Source organism: Roseivivax sp. CAU 1761 (genome assembly GCF_054482755.1).
Genome location: NZ_JBTLRM010000019.1, coordinates 55411 through 72052, shown reverse-complemented (window position 1 = coordinate 72052; position 16642 = coordinate 55411). Strand labels below are relative to the sequence as shown.

14 protein-coding genes and 5 pseudogenes are annotated in these 16642 nt (G+C 63.5%); 13 read left to right on the top strand and 6 right to left on the bottom strand.

The window, feature by feature from the left end; translation table 11 throughout:
* Positions 1-222 precede the first annotated feature (222 nt).
* Positions 223-504: pseudogene (locus ACXYMW_RS12805) on the bottom strand (IS3 family transposase); the annotation flags it as partial.
* A gap of 99 nt (positions 505-603) precedes the next feature.
* Between ACXYMW_RS12805 and ACXYMW_RS12800 the strand changes: the two are divergent.
* Positions 604-1829 (top strand): IS3 family transposase gene (locus ACXYMW_RS12800; RefSeq protein WP_459035715.1). Its coding sequence is split into 2 segments (ribosomal slippage): positions 604-946 and positions 946-1829, totalling 1227 coding nucleotides; the frame shifts between segments, so codons are not numbered across the junction.
* A 27-nt stretch (positions 1830-1856) separates the two neighbouring features.
* On the opposite strand, the pseudogene ACXYMW_RS12795 reads toward ACXYMW_RS12800, so the two are convergent.
* Positions 1857-2115 (bottom strand): annotated as a pseudogene (locus tag ACXYMW_RS12795) (transposase); the annotation flags it as partial.
* A gap of 747 nt (positions 2116-2862) precedes the next feature.
* Between ACXYMW_RS12795 and ACXYMW_RS12790 the strand changes: the two are divergent.
* From ACXYMW_RS12790 to ACXYMW_RS12775, 4 genes and pseudogenes are all read left to right on the top strand, one after another.
* Complete coding sequence (locus ACXYMW_RS12790; RefSeq protein WP_459035714.1) at positions 2863-3288, top strand: hypothetical protein; 426 nt, start codon at positions 2863-2865, stop codon at positions 3286-3288.
* A 797-nt stretch (positions 3289-4085) separates the two neighbouring features.
* Positions 4086-4733 carry a hypothetical protein gene (locus ACXYMW_RS12785; RefSeq protein ID WP_459035713.1) on the top strand — a complete coding sequence of 216 codons (648 nt, stop codon included), beginning with the start codon at positions 4086-4088 and terminating at the stop codon, positions 4731-4733.
* A 296-nt stretch (positions 4734-5029) separates the two neighbouring features.
* Entirely contained in the window at positions 5030-5521 is a 492-nt protein-coding gene (locus ACXYMW_RS12780; RefSeq protein WP_459035712.1) for a hypothetical protein, read from the top strand.
* Positions 5522-5590: 69 nt separating this feature from the next.
* A pseudogene (locus tag ACXYMW_RS12775) lies at positions 5591-6103 on the top strand (IS6 family transposase); the annotation flags it as partial.
* Between the two features lie 76 nt (positions 6104-6179).
* On the opposite strand, the pseudogene ACXYMW_RS12770 reads toward ACXYMW_RS12775, so the two are convergent.
* Positions 6180-7312: pseudogene (locus ACXYMW_RS12770) on the bottom strand (IS3 family transposase).
* Positions 7313-7377: 65 nt separating this feature from the next.
* Here ACXYMW_RS12770 and ACXYMW_RS12765 point away from each other — a divergent pair.
* Positions 7378-7515 (top strand): annotated as a pseudogene (locus tag ACXYMW_RS12765) (IS6 family transposase); the annotation flags it as partial.
* Between the two features lie 139 nt (positions 7516-7654).
* Here the strand turns inward: ACXYMW_RS12765 and ACXYMW_RS12760 are convergent.
* A complete protein-coding gene (locus ACXYMW_RS12760) occupies positions 7655-7882 on the bottom strand; it encodes a hypothetical protein (protein WP_459035711.1) in 228 nt (75 codons plus the stop codon).
* 43 nt (positions 7883-7925) lie between these two features.
* Between ACXYMW_RS12760 and ACXYMW_RS12755 the strand changes: the two genes are divergently transcribed.
* Complete coding sequence (locus ACXYMW_RS12755; protein WP_459035710.1) at positions 7926-8333, top strand: MaoC family dehydratase; 408 nt, start codon at positions 7926-7928, stop codon at positions 8331-8333.
* 476 nt (positions 8334-8809) lie between these two features.
* Here ACXYMW_RS12755 and ACXYMW_RS12750 read toward each other — a convergent pair whose 3' ends face one another.
* Together ACXYMW_RS12750 and ACXYMW_RS12745 are read right to left on the bottom strand one after the other, a co-directional pair.
* Positions 8810-9004: a hypothetical protein gene (locus ACXYMW_RS12750; protein WP_459035709.1), complete on the bottom strand. Its 195-nt coding sequence runs from the start codon at positions 9002-9004 to the stop codon at positions 8810-8812.
* Between the two features lie 39 nt (positions 9005-9043).
* Positions 9044-9223 carry a transposase gene (locus ACXYMW_RS12745; protein ID WP_459035708.1) on the bottom strand — a complete coding sequence of 60 codons (180 nt, stop codon included), beginning with the start codon at positions 9221-9223 and terminating at the stop codon, positions 9044-9046.
* A 291-nt stretch (positions 9224-9514) separates the two neighbouring features.
* On the opposite strand from ACXYMW_RS12745, the gene ACXYMW_RS12740 reads away from it, so the two are divergent.
* Genes ACXYMW_RS12740 through ACXYMW_RS12715 form a run of 6 tightly spaced genes read left to right on the top strand, consistent with a single transcriptional unit; the run spans position 9515 to position 16581 of the window.
* Entirely contained in the window at positions 9515-10666 is a 1152-nt protein-coding gene (locus ACXYMW_RS12740; RefSeq protein WP_459035707.1) for a C4-dicarboxylate TRAP transporter substrate-binding protein, read from the top strand.
* A 22-nt stretch (positions 10667-10688) separates the two neighbouring features.
* Complete coding sequence (locus ACXYMW_RS12735) at positions 10689-11183, top strand: TRAP transporter small permease subunit (protein ID WP_459035706.1); 495 nt, start codon at positions 10689-10691, stop codon at positions 11181-11183.
* Between the two features lie 18 nt (positions 11184-11201).
* Positions 11202-12512, top strand: a complete 1311-nt coding sequence (locus tag ACXYMW_RS12730; RefSeq protein ID WP_459035705.1) for a TRAP transporter large permease — start codon at positions 11202-11204, stop codon at positions 12510-12512.
* 40 nt (positions 12513-12552) lie between these two features.
* Positions 12553-14595 carry a hydantoinase/oxoprolinase family protein gene (locus ACXYMW_RS12725; RefSeq protein ID WP_459035704.1) on the top strand — a complete coding sequence of 681 codons (2043 nt, stop codon included), beginning with the start codon at positions 12553-12555 and terminating at the stop codon, positions 14593-14595.
* A gap of 1 nt (position 14596) precedes the next feature.
* Positions 14597-16219, top strand: a complete 1623-nt coding sequence (locus ACXYMW_RS12720; RefSeq protein ID WP_459035703.1) for a hydantoinase B/oxoprolinase family protein — start codon at positions 14597-14599, stop codon at positions 16217-16219.
* A 20-nt stretch (positions 16220-16239) separates the two neighbouring features.
* Positions 16240-16581, top strand: coding sequence for a GYD domain-containing protein (locus ACXYMW_RS12715; protein WP_459035702.1), 342 nt, complete (start codon positions 16240-16242; stop codon positions 16579-16581).
* Positions 16582-16642 lie beyond the last annotated feature (61 nt).

Genomic DNA, 16642 nt, shown 5'->3' with positions numbered 1-16642 from the left:
CTTCCTGTTCCCGCAGGATCGCGATGATCTGCTCTTCGCTGAACTTCGATCTCTTCATCTTCCGGTCCTCTCGTTTGGGCCGGACTCTATCATCAGATGGAGGGAAAACCGGGGGTCACAGCAGAGCCCGCAAGGTCTCGCACACCAGGGACGCCGCGCGCAGCGACGTCTTCGATTACCTCGAGCGCTTCCACAACTCGAAGCGCTGTTACTCGACCTTGGCCGCAGAGCCATCCGGGCCATCAGCCGCCGGACGCGCTTGCGCTCGACGCAGTAGCCTTGGTTGCGGAGGTGCCTCGCCATCTGACGGCTGCCGTAGAACGGCGTCTCCATGAACTGCGCGTCGATTAACTTCATCAGCGCCAGGTTCAGCGGGGTCTCGCCCTTGCCCGGGCCATACCAAGCGGACCGGCTGATGCCGATCAGGGCACATTGCAGGATGATCGACAGCGCCGGGTGGCGCGCCTCGATCATCTCACGCTTCCGGGCCACGCTCACCGGCCGTTCGCGGGCTCTCTCGGACCGATGGCGTTCGCCCGCTCACCTATGAACTGGCCCCCGTTTCGACCGGACACTTGGGCATAGCCATGGAGGCTTAGGCATATGCCTGAGCACGTGCTCATGTCTGAGATAGAGATCATCACCGATGGCGGCCGCCGGCGCCGCTGGCCTGCCACCGAGAAGCTGCGGATCGTCGAGGAGACGTTGGAGGACGGCGCCAGCATCTCTGTGGTCGCACGCCGGAATGGTGTGGCTCCGAACCTGTTGTATCGTTGGCGTCGTCTGATGCTGGACGGAGGAGCGGTGGCCGTGTCCGAGGATGACGATGTGACCAGCAATCGTGCCGTTAGGCAGATGGAGGATCGTATCCGCGAGCTCGAGCGCCAGCTCGGTCGCAAGACGCTTGAGGTCGAGATCCTCAAGGAGGCGCTGGACAAGTCGCGCTCAAAAAAACGGACCTGGCTCGCACAGTCGCAGCTGAAGGACGGTTCCCGGTGAAGGCCGTGGTCGAGACGCTGGGCGTCTCCAGGTCGAACCTGCATGTCCGGCTGAGCGGGAGCGCGAAGCCGCGGCGGCGCTATCACAAAGCGCAAGACGCGGCGCTGCTGCCGCTGATCGAGGCGCTGGTGGCGGCGCGGCCGACCTATGGCTATCGCCGCATCACGGCGCTCCTGAACCGGCTTCTGCGGGCGGATGGCAAAGCCCCGGCGAACCACAAGCGCGTGTATCGCATCATGCAGGCCCATAGCCTTCTGCTGGCACGAACACATGCCGAGAGGACGGAGCGCACCCACGACGGCAAGGTCGTGACGATACGCTCAAACCTTCGCTGGTGCTCCGACGGGTTCGAGTTCACGTGCTGGAACAAGGAGATCATCCGCGGCGCGTTCATCATCGATGCGCATGACCGCGAGATCATCTCATGGCGCGCCGTGGCGGGCGCCGGCATCAGCGGGTCCGATGTCCGCGACATGATGCTGGAGGCCGTGGAGGCCCGGTTCGGCGGCTACCGCGCGCCGCATCCCGTCGAGATGCTGAGCGACAATGGCTCGCCCTACACCGCGCACGGCACACGCATCTTTGCGCGTCAGCTCGGGCTGAAGCCGTGCTTCACGCCGGTGAGGAGCCCAGAGAGCAACGGCGTATCGGAGGCATTCGTGAAGACCTTGAAGCGCGACTACGTGCAGGTCACGCCGCTGCCCGACGCTGCCGCCGTCCTCGAATTGATTGCCGGGTGGTTCGAGGACTACAACACCAGCCACCCGCACTCAGCGCTGAAGATGCGCTCGCCTCGCGAGTTCATCCAAGCTCAAACCGCAACCGCCTGAGTGTCCGGTGAAACGGGGGTAAGACCAACCTATGGCTAAAGAATCGCGTTCTACCACAAGCTGGCCGATCTTGGCGTGCGGCTTCTCGATCTCACCCTCCTTATCCACGGCCTCCCAAGAAAATCCCCAACCTGCCCTCGAGTGCCTGCCGCTTCCAGGTGTTATTCAGAGTCTAATGCACGCGGTGCTTCGCCACCAGTTCGGCCACCGTCATCTCACCACGGATCGCCTCGAGCGCCACCTTCACCTTGAACTCGGCACTGTAATCCTTTCGTTTGCCAGCCACGCTGTTCGTCCTTGTCACCGTTGGCGGCAAGCTTAGCCGGTCGCCAGGTTTTCGGTGACCACCTCAGTGCCCGCCTGCGTGATTGCGCCAAAGCGGCTGCCGAGAGAACGGGACCGCGCAAGGCGACGGTCGCTTTGGCCCGGAAGCTGGCCATCATGCTGCATGCCATGTGGCGTTCCGGCACTCCTTTCCGGGAGGTAGCCATGGCGTAAGACCACGATCAGAACGACGCTGACCTTCGAACCACACTGGAATGCGGCCGGCCGGGACGCATGGCGAGGGTGAGATCGCTCCCGCGGATGCGGCACGACAGACCGCACACACAACTTCGATTCGCGCGGCCTTGAACGCATCGCGGCGCCCGCGCGGTGACCGCGCAGAGAACCCCAGAGTCCCACACAGGACGGAAGCATTTGGGGATCAGACCTTAACGGAAGCGATTAGAGAGCGAGCTGGGACATGAGCCGACGCTGCCCAACCTCATGCTCCAAAGTTTCACAAAAAAACTTCACTGAGGTGGGAACAGGCCTCGCAATTTTGCTGCGGTGACACTAAGTATGGAGTTAGGCGCGCCGGGGACAGCCCCTGCAGAGAGGGCATGCCAAAAGCTACGGCCCATACCGCACGCAGATGGCGTGTCAGGTCGGCGCGGCGACAGCTCCGCTAATTCGTTTACCTGACGTACGACCGGGCCCTTTCGAAGGGTGCCGTACCGCTACCATGCCGCGGTCCAGGAGGACTCGAAGCATGATTTTCAGGATCAAGACCTCGGCTGGCTTCGGTCGGCCGTTTGAGCTAAATGGCTTGGTCGGAACTATTCCGCCTGGCGAGTATACAATTCACGTCAAGATAGACGATTCGCAAACGTTTATCGAGCAAATCACCCAGATCAACTTAAGTCCGAGCAGCGGTCTTCGCCTCCAAAGCGGTTCAACATCTATGCGCCCGGCAATGACTCAGATTGAAACGAAATGCAAGCCTTTTGGTCAAGCTCTGAGTTCCGACATCCTTGAGGAAGTGTTAACTGATCCTATGGTCTGTCTGATATTGGATCCCGATATCATCACGAATGACACACCACAGGTCTATCATTACGCCCCTGAAATCAGCGAGTGTGACACCAAACCTGTGACCCAGATTCTGCACGAAGAGGGGGTTTGGATTGCGCGCTAAAAGTCTTGCTTTAAAATTAAATGGAGGGTGTTCGGATTGTCCAGAACCACGAAATCACAGGCTTCTGCTTCCATACGAATCTTGGATAATGAGCTATTCCGCATCTCCCACACGGCGATATTGAATGGATTAAGTTCGACTTCTGTTCTTGACCGTCTGCTAACTTTTGTTGCCACGGAGTACACCAAAAGGGTGGGAGCGTCGGCTACTGCGGACATCTTTCGAACCTGCGCCAGTACCATCGACGCAAGCGATTTTGGACGCGCCGAAACGAAAGAGCGCTTGTCTAATTGACCTCTGAGAGTTGGAAACTCCCACGCCACTCTACAGAAACCAGGCGGCGCAGTCATAGCTTTGTAAGGCGGGAGCGTCTGCGGCACTGACGATGGAAAGAACTGGACCCCGCCGTTTGACGAGCGTCAAACGGCGCTTCATCTGTGTGGGAACAGTAAGGAGCTCCCTCGAAGGGATCACCCAAGGGTCTGCGGGGTGGAAGTTGATGCCGCTGCGGGCGATGTGACCGGCTTTGTGAAGATCTGCCATCGCCCTTCCACTAAATCACATTCTGTTGTCGTTTGGGCTTGCATCCAGCGTGCTCGAACCGATGCCGCACAGTGCGAAAGTTCAGCAATGTTGGCGATTCATTAACGGTAGCCTGTCCTCCGAAGCCCATGAAATCAGAAGAGGTGAGGTGGGTGGCATTCTTGATGGGGACCGCGTCACTCGCCCGGCGCGTACGACCTTTCCAGACCTCGTTGAACTGCTCGAGCAACCGTTGGCACAAGAGGGGAAAAGAGATGAGCATGATCGCTGCCAAAAAGCGGAAACTTTGCGTGTTGCCGGTTGTGATCGCCGCCGCTGCCCTGACATTCGTTCAGGCGCTTCCACTCTACGCGCAGGATGGCACTGGACCTATACCGAAGAATGCGAAGGCGCGGAACTACGGCGATGGCTGGGATTGTGACGTGGGGTACCGAATCGAAGGAGCCAAATGCGCTGCAATCGAGATCCCCGAAAACGCTTACGCCACTGGCCAAGCATACGGGCCTGGATGGGCGTGTGTTCGTGGGCACGAGAAAAACGGCAATATATGCGCGTTTATCCAGATTCCCGACAATGCGTTTTTACGATCATCCGGTTTCGGTTGGAGATGTGATCGAGGCTACCGAAAGGAACGCGAAGCCTGCGTATTGATCGAACTGCCGGAACACGCGTTTCTTACGGAAGAAAGCTTTGGCCCTGGATGGGCGTGTGAACGTGGCTTCATGGAGACGGATGATGCTTGCTTAGCGATCGAGGTTCCGCAGAACGGCTACCTTACCAATTCCCTATACGGCGCCAAATGGGCCTGTGAACGGGGCTTTTTCGAGAATCATGGCCGTTGTGACCGAGTTGAGTTGCCGGACAATGCCTTCTTGTCTCTTGAGAGCTATGGCCCGAACTAGCGGTGCGTGAGGGGATACGAGGCGGTGGCGGGATATTGCGTCGCGATCAGCCTGCCCGATAACGCCCATCTGGACCGGACCGGGAACGGCTGGCGTTGTGACGAAGGTTTCCAGTTAATCGATGGAAAGTGCATTCCTTAAAATTAACTGATGCCACTTCGTCTACCGCGAGACCAGGTGAGTTCCGAGCATAGTGCTAATTCCGGTTCTATTAAGGGCAAATTTACTTCCCGCGAAAACCGCTCTCCCGCACGTCACAGAGGCAGTGCGAGGGAAGCCGAAGCAGGAGACCACTGATGGCCAGATCAATAAAGACTACTGCGATTTTTCTTCGGTCCTTCCAACTTCCGGGCTTCAACGAAACCCTTCCACCCGGTGAGTATGAGGTCGAAACCTATTTTCTAGATCCCGTCAATTGGATTGAGCCGGGCGACTGGAGGGCGTCCGTTCTTTTGAACCTTCATCCTCGAGCCTCGCATCCGGGCTTGAGTCGTACACTAACCGTGCCGCTTGCCGATCTGGAGTTCGCAATCGCGAAAGACAAGCTGACCGAACAGCCTTTAGCAGATTTCTTCCTTGAGGAAATGCTCGCCGATCCTATGATCCGCCTCGTCATGCAAGCGGACGGAGTTGAACCCTCAGAGGTTAGACAGTTGTACTCTGGTGCCCGGATCGGCAAGCACGGCACTTCGACAGATAAGCACCAAACTCAAGCCCGGAGTAAGGCGCATTCTACTGATGACCATGGGCCCCACTTCGGAAGTACCCGACCGAAAATTGGAGAATAAACCTAGGTGGGGGCGCTGTCAGAGAAACTCCGCTTGAGCCGGGGCAGGGCGGCCATCTAGCCTCGCGGGATGACCAAACGCAGCCCGTTCCGCTACTTCAAGACGTCGCCCGAGATCATCCGTCTCGCGGTCATGCTCTACATCCGTTTTCCGTTGTCGCTGCGAAACGCCGAGGATCTGCTGCACGAGGCGCGGCATCGATGTGAGCCACGAAACCGTCCGCTACTGGTGGCGCCGCTTCGGTCCGGTATTCGCGGCCGAGATCCGGAAACGCCGGGTTGGCGGTATGCGGTCGAGCCGATGGCGGTGGCACCTTGACGAGATGTTCGTGAAGATAAACGGCGAGCAGCATTATCTGTGGCGGGCCGTGGATCACGAGGGCGAGGTCCTGGAAAGCTACGTGACCAGGCGACGGGACAGGAAGGCCGCGTTGAACTTCTTCAGGCGAGCGATGCGTCGGCATGGCAAACCGGCGGCAATCGTGACCGACTAGCTGAGGTCCTACGGCGCGGCGCTCAAATCAATGGGGCCGGCGCCCGCCAGGAGACCGGCCGCTGGGCGAACAATCGTGGCGATGCTTCGGTTCAGGCGAATGCGAAGCCTGAGGTGGTCCCCGTTTCCCGGACAGGTTTGCGGCGCTGCTAAGCTTGCCTGTTGATCATGCCGCCGCCTTCATGCCGGGGCCCTCGTGGGCCTCGACCGGTGTCCGTCCTCCGAGCGCCGAGTGGGGGCGCGCGGTGTTGTAGAATGCGATCCATTTTCCGATCCCGGCACGGGCCTCGGACCCGGTCTCGAAAGCATTCAGGTAGACTCACTCGTACTTCAGCGAACGCCATAGACGCTCGATTATGACGTTATCCATCCAGCGCCCGCGGCCGTCCATCGATATCCGCACCTTCGCGTCCAGCAGCACGTCGGTGAAACGGGGACTGTTGAATTGCGATCCCTGGTCCGTGTTGAATATTCCGGGCCGCCCGTGTAGCCGCATCGCGTCTTCGAGGGCCTCGATGCAGAACTCGACGTCCATCGAGTTCGACAGCCGCCAGGACAGCACCCGGCGCGTCGCCCAGTCCATGATAGCCACGAGGTACAGGAAGCCCCGACGCATCGGGATGTAGGTAATGTCTGCGCACCAGGCCTGGTCCGGGCGATCGATCACCATGTTCCGCAGCAGATACGGAAACTTGCGGTGCTCGGGATGGGGCACGGTCGTCTTCGGCTTCTGGTAGACCGCCCGCAGACCCATCATCGCCATCAGCCGCCGGATGCGCTTGCGCCCGACGCAATAGCCGTGGTTGCGCAGATGCCTTGCCATCTGGCGGCTGCCGTAGAACGGCGTCTCCATGAATTGCGCATCGATGAGTTTCATCAGCGCCAGGTTCAGCGGCGTTTCGGTCCTGCCCGGCCCATACCATGCGGACCGACTGATACCGATCAGTGCGTACTGCCGGACGATCGACAGCACGGGGTGCCGTGGATCGATCGTCTCCCGCCTCCGGGCCACGCTCACCGGCCGGAGGCTTTCGCTAAAAAATCGCGTTCCACCACCAGCTGGCCGATCTTGGCATGAAGTCTCTCGATTTCGCCTTCCTTCTCGGCAGCCTTCGCCTCGGCTTTGCCCGAGAACACACCGGTCATCCCCTCGATCGCCTGGCGTTTCCAGGTGTTGATCACCGTCTGATGCACGCCGTGCTTCGCCACCAGCTCAGCGACCGTCATCTCGCCCCTTATCGCCTCCAGGGCCACCTTCGCCTTGAACTCGGCGCTGTAGTTCTTCCGTTTGCCAGCCACGCTGTCAGTCCTCGTACTCGTTGGCGGCAAGCTTAGCCAAGTGTCCGGATTATGGGGACCACCTCAGCCTTCAGATGTTCGCAGCCGTTCATGCCTCCATCTCGAACCATTTCAACTCGGAGCGCAGCTTCTCATCCCGCGCCAACTTCAAGCTGAATCGCGCCGCCGCTCTCGCCGATTGGCGCGGGCTCTGCGCGGCCTAAGGGTAGAGCTCCTGACCCAAGCGGAGACTGGTTAGCATTTGTCTGTCAGCACCAGCGCGCGCCCCTCCTGCGCCAGCGTCCACAGCCGGTCGGCCGCCTCGCAGGCGCCGGAGAAGAAGCCCGGCAGTTCCAGCACGCCCTACATCGGCAGCTTCTCGGGGCCGTGATGGCCGAAATGGTGGGTGATGGCGATCGCGGCACGGCGAAAGATGGCTTCGACCCTCGGGCCGCCATGGGGGTCGAGCTCGCCTGCCCAGACCGGGCCGGTCTGGAAGATCGCGGCGTCCGGCGCCGCGGGCTGCCAGCTTGCGGGGCAGGGCCCGGTCAGGCCGCGCGGCCGGGCCAGCGGCGCGTCCTCCAGCGACACCGGGCAGGGCGGTGGCGGCGATCTGCCCGTCGCTGCAGATCAGGTGCAGCAAGAGATCGACGAGTTCGCCCGGCTTTCGGGAGACGATCACTGGATCCACGTCGACGTGACCCGCGCGGCGCGTGAACTGCCCGGCGGCAAGACCATCGTGCACGGGCTCTACCTCGTATCGCTGGTCCCGCGCCTGCAGCGACAGCTGTTTCGCATTAAGTGCCGTGGCGCCGGACTGAATTACGGCTATGACAAGGTGCGCTTCACGGCGCCGGTGACGGTCGGGTCGCGGATCCGGCTTACCCAGACCGTGTCATCCGCGACCCTTCGCGGCAACGGCACCCTGCTCGCGCTGAGCTCGACGATCGAGGTTCAAGGCATGTCGAAGCCTGCGCTGGTCGCGGACGCCTTGCTCCTGATTGAAGACCTCCCGGAGGCAGCTCCGCGGCTTACCGCATGATCGCGGAAACGGTGGGTCGAGCCGCCGCAGCTCATGCTCGGGCAAGCGGTCCGCGTCACGGCGAAAACCGTTTGATGCCGCAAACTGGCGTTGATTTCGGCTCAACCGTACCAAACCGCCACCGTCTGCGCTTGCCCTGCGACGGGGAATTGGCGTCGTTGATTGGCGCCATCGTCGTAGCACGCGCAGAAACTCCGTGAAGCGGCTGTGGAATTGCCGGGTGTGCACGTGAGCCAGCCGGTGGGCAAGCAGCGCGTCCTGCGCACAAATGGCTTCGACGATGTCGTAGTGATCGGTCGACAGCAGACGGTCCGAGGAGGAGTTCCGGATGAAGTTGAAATGCATGTGCAGCATGCGGCGGCCTTGGTAGAGCAGCCGTTCCTAGGCGCGGACGAAGTAGGAGTTCCGCCCGGCCGCCGCAATCGCCATGTGGAAGTCACGTTTGGTCGCCGACATGGCGAGGTAGTCGAGTGCTTCTAGGCGGCATCGAAAGTCCGAGCCTCGGCCAGCATGACCTCGATCTCGGCCTCAGTGCGGTTGCGCGCGGCCAGCCGGGTGTTGATCCGTCGTAGATGGTCGAGCGCCTCGACGTAGCGCCGGAGGCCCTGCGGAAGACGGCAAATGACTACATAATTTCCATTATGCGTTTTTGCCTTGTAGCCGGGGCACATTCAAAACTGGGTTGCGACAAATACCCTTGAGGTCCTCACCTATCCCAACAGGGCCTTCTTCCATTGATGGATCAGCGTCGGATGCACTTCGAACCGAGCCGCCAGCTCGGCAACCGTCTGCTCCCCCTTCAGCGCCTCGAGCGTCACCTTCGAATTGGATGCTGCGGTCCCGTGCCGCTTCCTGTTCGCCATCTCGTCCGTATCCTTCTCGAAGAACAAGATGACCTCAGATCGAGCTTCCGTCCGTGTCCTGCTTCCGGGGTGCACCTCACTCGTCGCTTGGCCCTACTGGCTTGTTCCCTGCCCGAGCGATTCCAGACCGTTTCAGCGTGCCGCCCAAAAACGGGCCGGACTAAGGAACTTTTACCAGGCCGCGTCCTCTGACACCCGTTTAATCCGGTTTTCGGATAAATTGATCTGCTAAAGGCATTGGACAGTTCGGTCCGGTTCCCCCTCTATTGATGTCATAAGAAAATAAATGATGCCCTGACAGGATAGGAAAACTTTGGAATGACCCGCAGTATACCGTCATCGGCCGGAGCCGGCGCGCTTCTTGCCGCCGTTCTCGTTGCCGCTACCGGCATCCAAGCACAGGAATCTACCGTCAGGTTCAACGCAAGCGTCTGGCTCCCTGCCGGTCATCCACTGGCCAATCATTCTTACGTAGAATGGCTTCCGCGGCTCGAAGCCGCCTCGGGCGGGTCTTTGAAGCCTACGCTGTTTACCGGGCCGGTGCTGCTGGCGCCGGGCGAGCATCTGAGCGGGATCTCCGACGGCATCGCGCAAATCGGCTACCATGCCGGCACTTATACGCCGGCCGATCTGCCGGCCGACAACGTGCTGTCGCAAATCGCCTTCAACTACGCAAACCCCTACCCGCTGGCCTTCGCGGTGACCGAGGCCAACATGACCCTCGACCGGCTGCAGGCGCAGTGGAAGGACAACAACATCGCCTATCTCGGCGGCTACTCGACCTCGCCCTATGTGCTTCTCTGTTCCAGCCGGATCGAGACGCTGGCCGACATGCAGGGCAAGAAGATCCGGGTGCCCGGCGCGGCGCAGTCGGACTGGGTGGCCAGCGTCGGCGGGGTGCCGGTCAACGTGCCGTCGAGCGAGATGTATGACGGGCTCGACAAGGGCCAGCTCGACTGTGCCGCGATCACCGCGCTCGACCTCAAGAGCCGGTCGCTCTGGGACGTCGCCAAATACGTCACCTTGCTGGAGCTCGGGCTTTACTGGGCCGGCTATTCGCAGGGCGCCAACCGCGATTTCTGGCAGTCGCTCTCCGACGCCCAGCGGCAGGCCTTTCTCGACACCCTTCCCGAGGCGATGATCGACGAGACCGTGCAATATGTCTCGGACGACTTGACGGCGCTCGAAGAGGCCGCCGACCACGGTGTCGAGGTGATCACCCCGGCCGAGGACCTGCAGCAATCGGTGCGCGACTTCGGCGCCGAGGTGCGCGCCAACGCGGTCAAGCTGGGCGCCGAGACCTTCCGTATGGAGGCCCCGGAGGCGCTGATCGCCGAGTTCGAGGAAATCGTGGCGAAGTGGCAGGCGCGGCTTGGCGACATGGACCGCGACGACCGGGACGCGATGGTGGCGATCGCCCGGGACGAGCTCTTTGGCACGGTCGACGCCGCCACCTACGCGATGGACTGAGCAGGACCCGGGAGGCAGCGCCATGCACCACCTTCTGCGCGCGGTCCGCGGCGCCAACGCGGCGATCATGGTCCTGGCCGGGCTGATCCTCGTCGCCATGATGCTGCTGGTCACCGCCGACATCGCCGCCTCCTGGCTATTCGGGCGCCCGATCGTCAACGTGATCGAGATCGTCGCCTTCTACCTGATGGTCGGCATCGTCTTCCTGCCCCTCGGCAGCACCGAACTTGCCGGCGAGCACATCAAGACCGATGTGCTCGTCCGGACGCTGCCGCAACTGCTTCAGACAGCGCTTTCATTGCTCACTGGGCTGGCCACTGTCGCAGTGCTGGTACTTCTGACCCATGTCTCGATCGACAAGGCGCTGGCCGCGACCGAGCGGCGCGAGATGATGATGGGCACCACGCTGATCCAGATCTGGCCCAGCCGCTGGCTGCTGCCGACGGGCTTTGGCCTCTACCTCGTCTCCGTCCTGGTCGTGCTCTGGCGCGACCTGCGACACGGCGCCGAAGCCTGATCTTAAGGGACATCCTAGATGGATAACGTGACCATAGGCGCGATCTGCGTCGCGCTCGCCCTCGCGCTGATCCTGATGCGGATGAGCATCGGCATCGTGCTGATCTTGGTGTCGTTCCTCGGCTTCGTGTGGATTGCCAACCTGACTGCGGCCCTCGGCATGGTCGGTTCGGTGCCTTTCGCCTTCGTCGGCGATTGGAATCTCTCGGCAATCCCGATGTTTCTGCTGATGGGCTTCGTCGCCAGCAGCACCGGGCTCACCCGCGGATTGTACAACGCGGCGCGTCTCGTGCTCTCATCTCTACCCGGCGGGCTGGCGGTAGCCACGGTGGGCGCCAGCGGCTTGTTCTCCGCTGCTTCCGGATCGAGCATCGCCACCTCGGCGGCGATGGCCCGGATCGCGACGCCCGAAATGCTTCGGAACGGCTACCATCCGAGCCTCGCCTCAGGCGTGGTGGCGGCCGGTGGTACGCTCGGCTCGCTGATCCCGCCAAGTATCCTGCTGCTGATCTACGGCTACTACGTCGAGGTCTCCATCGGTCAGCTGTTCATAGCTGGGATCCTGCCGGGCTTGCTGACCATGGCGCTTTACGCAGCGATGATCATCGGCCGCTGCAAGGCCGACCCGAGCCTCGCCCCGCCGGTGGCGACGCGGGTCAGTCGGGCCGAACTCTTGGCGGCGCTGGTCGATGTCTGGCCGCTGCCGGTGCTAATTCTCTGCGTGATGGCGGGGATCTTCCTCGGCCTCTTCACCCCGACCCAGGCCGGCGCCTTCGGAGCCTTCGCGGCCTCGATCATCGCGCTGCTGCGCCGCGCCCTGACCTGGGCCGCGATGCGCGACGCGGTGCTGCAGACGCTGCACGGCACCTCGGGCATCTTCCTGATCCTGATCGGCACCACCATGCTGACCAACTTCCTGGCCCTGTCGGGACTGCCGGCCGCGGTCTCGGCGGCGATGCTGGAGGCTGGGCTGGGCACCTACATGCTGCTGTTCTCGATCGCGCTGCTCTACCTGCTGCTCGGCATGTTCGTCGATTCCATCGGCCTTATGCTGCTGACCCTGCCGATCGTGATGCCCCTGGCCGAAGCCTATGGCATCGATTTCATCTGGCTCGGCATCATCATCGTCAAACTGTTGGAAATCGGCCTGCTGACGCCGCCGGTCGGCCTCAACGTCTATGTGATCAGCGGCGCGCTCGGAGGACAGGTCCCACTCAACACCATCTTCCGCGGCGTCTCCTGGTTCATCGTCACTGACCTCGTCTGCCTGACGCTCCTGGCGGCCTTTCCGTCGATTGCGCTCTGGCTGCCGTCGCTCCTCGACATTTGACCCGCGACGCCCGGCGTCCGGCCAACAACAGGGAACTCCGATGACTCTTCAGTCCATGCGCGTCGGCATCGAAGTCGGCGGCACCTTCACCGACATCGTCTCCGTCGAGGACGGCGCCCTGCGGGTGGCCAAAGTGCCGAGCACGCCTCATGCGCCGGATATCGGCGCGCTCAATGCCCTCGCAGCGCTGGCGCTCGACCCGGCGGAGATCGCCGATCTCGTGCACGGCTCGACGGTGGCCACCAATGCCGTGCTCGAACGCAAGGGCGTCCGGGTGGCGCTGCTTGTCACTGAGGGCACCCGCGACATCCTCGCCCTGCAGCGCCACGACCGGCGGGCGATCTACGACCTGCAATACCGCAAGCCGGCGCCCATCGTGACACGCGACGCGGTCTTCGAACTGCCCGGCCGCATCGCCGCCGGCGGTGCCGAGGTGGCGCCACTGGACGCGGGCGCGCTCAGCGTCGCGCTCGACACGGTGATGGCGTCGGGCCGCTTCGACGTTGCCGTTGTCTGCCTGCTCAACGCCTATGCCAACCCGGCCCACGAGACCGCAGTGCGGGCGGCGGTGGCGGAGCGCGACCCGACCTTCCCGGTGGTCTGCTCGCATGAGGTGACCGGCGAGTTCCGGGAATACGAACGCGCCTCAACGGCCGTGCTGTCGGGTTTCGTGCAGCCGGTGATCAAGGGCTACCTGTCGCGCTTCGCCGCCGGGTTGGCCGAGCGCGGCTTTACTGGCCGACTTAGCGTCATGCAGTCGAATGGCGGGCGGATGCTGGCCGAGGCGATGGGCCAGCAGCCGATCACCGCGCTCTTGTCGGGGCCGGCGGCAGGTGTAGTCGGCGCGGTCAACGCGGCGCGGCGCGCCGGGCTGGCCAACATCATCACGCTCGACATGGGCGGCACCAGCGCCGATGTCTCGATCGTCGAGAACGGTCGGCCCGAGTTGACCGCGCAGATGGAGATCGACGGCCTGCCGATCCGCACCCCGGCGGTCGACATCGCCACCGTCGGCGCCGGCGGCGGCTCCATCGCATGGCTCGACGATGGCGGCATGCTGCGGGTCGGCCCGCAATCGGCCGGCGCCGATCCGGGCCCGGCGAGCTACCGCCGCGGCGGCACCGAGCCCACGGTGACCGACGCCAACCTCGTGCGCGGCAGCCTGCGCGCAGCCTCCTTCGAGGAAATCGGTTTCACTGTCAGCCGGGACGCCGCTCTCGCGGTGTTCGACGGCTTGTCCGAGCGGCTCGGGCTGAGCCGCGAGGACGCCGCCGATGCTGTGATCCGGCTCGCCGAGGCCAATATCGTGCGCGCCATCCAGACCATCTACACCGCGCGCGGCAAGGATCCGCGGGAGTTCGCGCTGGTGGCCTTCGGCGGCGCCGGGGCGCTGCACGCCGCGCGCGTGGCCGAGGAACTGGGCATCGCCCGGGTACTGGTGCCGGCCCATGCCGGCGTGCTCTCGGCGGCCGGGCTTCTGGGCTCGGACTACCTGCATTTCAGCGTCGCCACCGAGCGCCTGCCGCTCGAGGCCGACACCCTGCCGCGGATCCGCGCCATCGTCGAGCGGCTCACCGAAGAGGGCCGCGCCTACCTTGCCGCAGAGGGGCTGGCCGGCACGCCGGAGACCGAGCTGACGCTGGAAATGCGATATGTCGGGCAGGCCTTCGAGGTGCCGGTCCCGGTGCCTTCAGATCTGGGAGCGCTCAGCGTGGGGGCGCTGGCCGAGGCGTTTGCGGCCCAGCATCACCGGATTTTCGAGTTCTCCAAGCCGCCGGGGGCGGCGGTCGAGGTGGTGTCCTACCGCGTCGGCATGCGGCTGCCGGCCGAAACCGGGGAGTCAGCGACGGACCGGGCGTCGGTCCCGGACCCGGCGCTTGCCGGCACCGATCCGGACTGGCAGATCCGCGAGCGCGGCGTCAGCTACCCGGCGCGGGTGCTGCGCGGCCCGGCGCTGCCGCCCGAGCCTGCGCCCGGGCCGATGCTCATCGAGGACGGCACCACGACGATCTTCGTCCCCGTCGGCTGGAGCGCCGCGCGCGACCGCCACGGCAACGTCATCCTCGCGCGAAAGGACGCCTGACATGACCGTCTCCATCGTCGACCAAGCCATCATCAGCCGGGCGCTGATCGCCGCCAGCCACGAAATGGGGGCCAAGCTGATCCGCTGCGCCCATTCGCCCATCGTGCGCGAGGCGCAGGACTGCTCAGCGGCGCTGACCGACCGCCACGGCCGCGTCGTCGCGCAGGCCGAACTGACGGCGATCCAGCTCGGCTCGATCTCGCACACGCTGGCGCCCTGCCTCGCCGCGTACCCGCCCGAGACCCTACAGCCCGGCGACTTCTTCATCAGCAATGACCCGTTCTCGGGAGGCCAGCACGTGCAGGACATCTTCCTGTTCTCGCCGATCTTCCATGCCGGCGCGCTGATCGGCTTCGGCGCCTCGGTGGTGCACCACATCGACGTCGGCGGCGGCGCCCCCGGGCTCAACGCCGAGGCCAGCGACGTGCACCAGGAAGGGCTGATCCTGCCGCCGGCGAAATACAGCTACGACCGCGACTGGTGCGGCGGGCCGCTGGAACGGCTGATCCGCGCCAATGTGCGCCTGCCAGAGGCCACCATTGGCGATCTCAACGCCCAGTTCGCCGCCAACTTGATCGGCGCCAAGCGGGTCTCGGCCTTGGCCGCGCAATACGGCCACGACACCCTCCAGGCGGCAATGGAAGCGGCGCTGGACTATTCCGAACGCCGCCTGCGCAACGCCATCGCGGCTTTGGCCCCCGGCGACTACACCGCCGAGGCCCGGATCGAGGGCGCCACCCCGGAGGCCCCGCCGGCTGTCATCCGCGCTAAGCTGAGCATTACCGACGGCGACATCGCCATCGATTTCACCGGCACCGACGCACAGCTCGACAGCAATCTGAACTGTCCCTTCGCCTCGACCATCGCGGCAGCTGTGGCCTGCGTGAAATCGGCGCTGACCTCGGACGACGTGCCGTTCAACGACGGCGTTTCGCGGGCCATAACGGTCACCGCGCCGGAGGGCTCCCTGCTCAACCCGCGGCGGCCGGCAGCGGTGCGTGCCCGGCTGCTGGCCAGCCACCGGGTGTTTAACTGCGTGATGAACGCGCTAGCACAGGTCTGCCCGAACCGGGTGATCGCCGAGGGCTTCGACACCACGACGCCGATCTGCCTGACCCACAAGGGGCCGGCGGGCTACAACATCTATCTCGAGATCCTTGGTGGCGGCTACGGCGCCGGGGTCGAGACCGACGGCGCCGACGGCGTCGACTGCCCGCTGTCGAACTGCGCCAACATCCCCATCGAGGCGCTGGAGATGGACTACCCGTTCCTGCGTATCGAGCGCTACGCGCTGCGCCCGGGATCCGGCGGACGGGGCCGCAACCGCGGCGGGCTGGGCTTCGAGCGCAGCTACCGCATTCTCGACCACGACGTCACCTTCTCGACCTATTCCGACCGCTTCGCCACCGCGCCGCGCGGCCTCCTGGGCGGCGAGCCGGGGCAGCCCTGTTCGATGCATGTGGAGCGCGCGGGGAACCGGATTCAATTGTCCTGCCGGGCCTCGTTCCGGCTGCGGAAGGGCGACCTGCTGGTGGTGCGGACCGGAGGCGGCGCGGGCTACGGCGCCCCGGAAGAACGTTCCCCGGATCGCGCCGAAGCCGATCGGCGCCTCGAACTGACCTGAATGAAGTTAGGAAATCTGAAATGACCGTGAAAGTCCTGTACCTCGTAAAATACGAGAACGACCAGAAGGCAGCGATGTTGAAGGCGCCGGACATGCGAGAACGCGCTGCCATTCACCGAAAGGCAATCGCCGATTTCGGGGGCACGCCGATCGCCCAGTTCGGCGCCTTCGGCGAATACGATATGGTGTACATCTACGAAATGCCGGACAATGCGCATCTTGCCGCGAACCTGCACCTGACCGACTCCTTCGGACTGGCGAAGTACTCAAAGGCCATCGTCCTGATGGATGAGACAGAGTTTGCGCAGTCGATGGCAGTGGCGGCGGAGACCGCGACCGACTATTCTCCCGCCGTTACCTAACGCGGGTTGGCGGCCGCGGTCCTGCGGCGCATAGTGCCGCTCACCCGCTCCGGGCGGACAC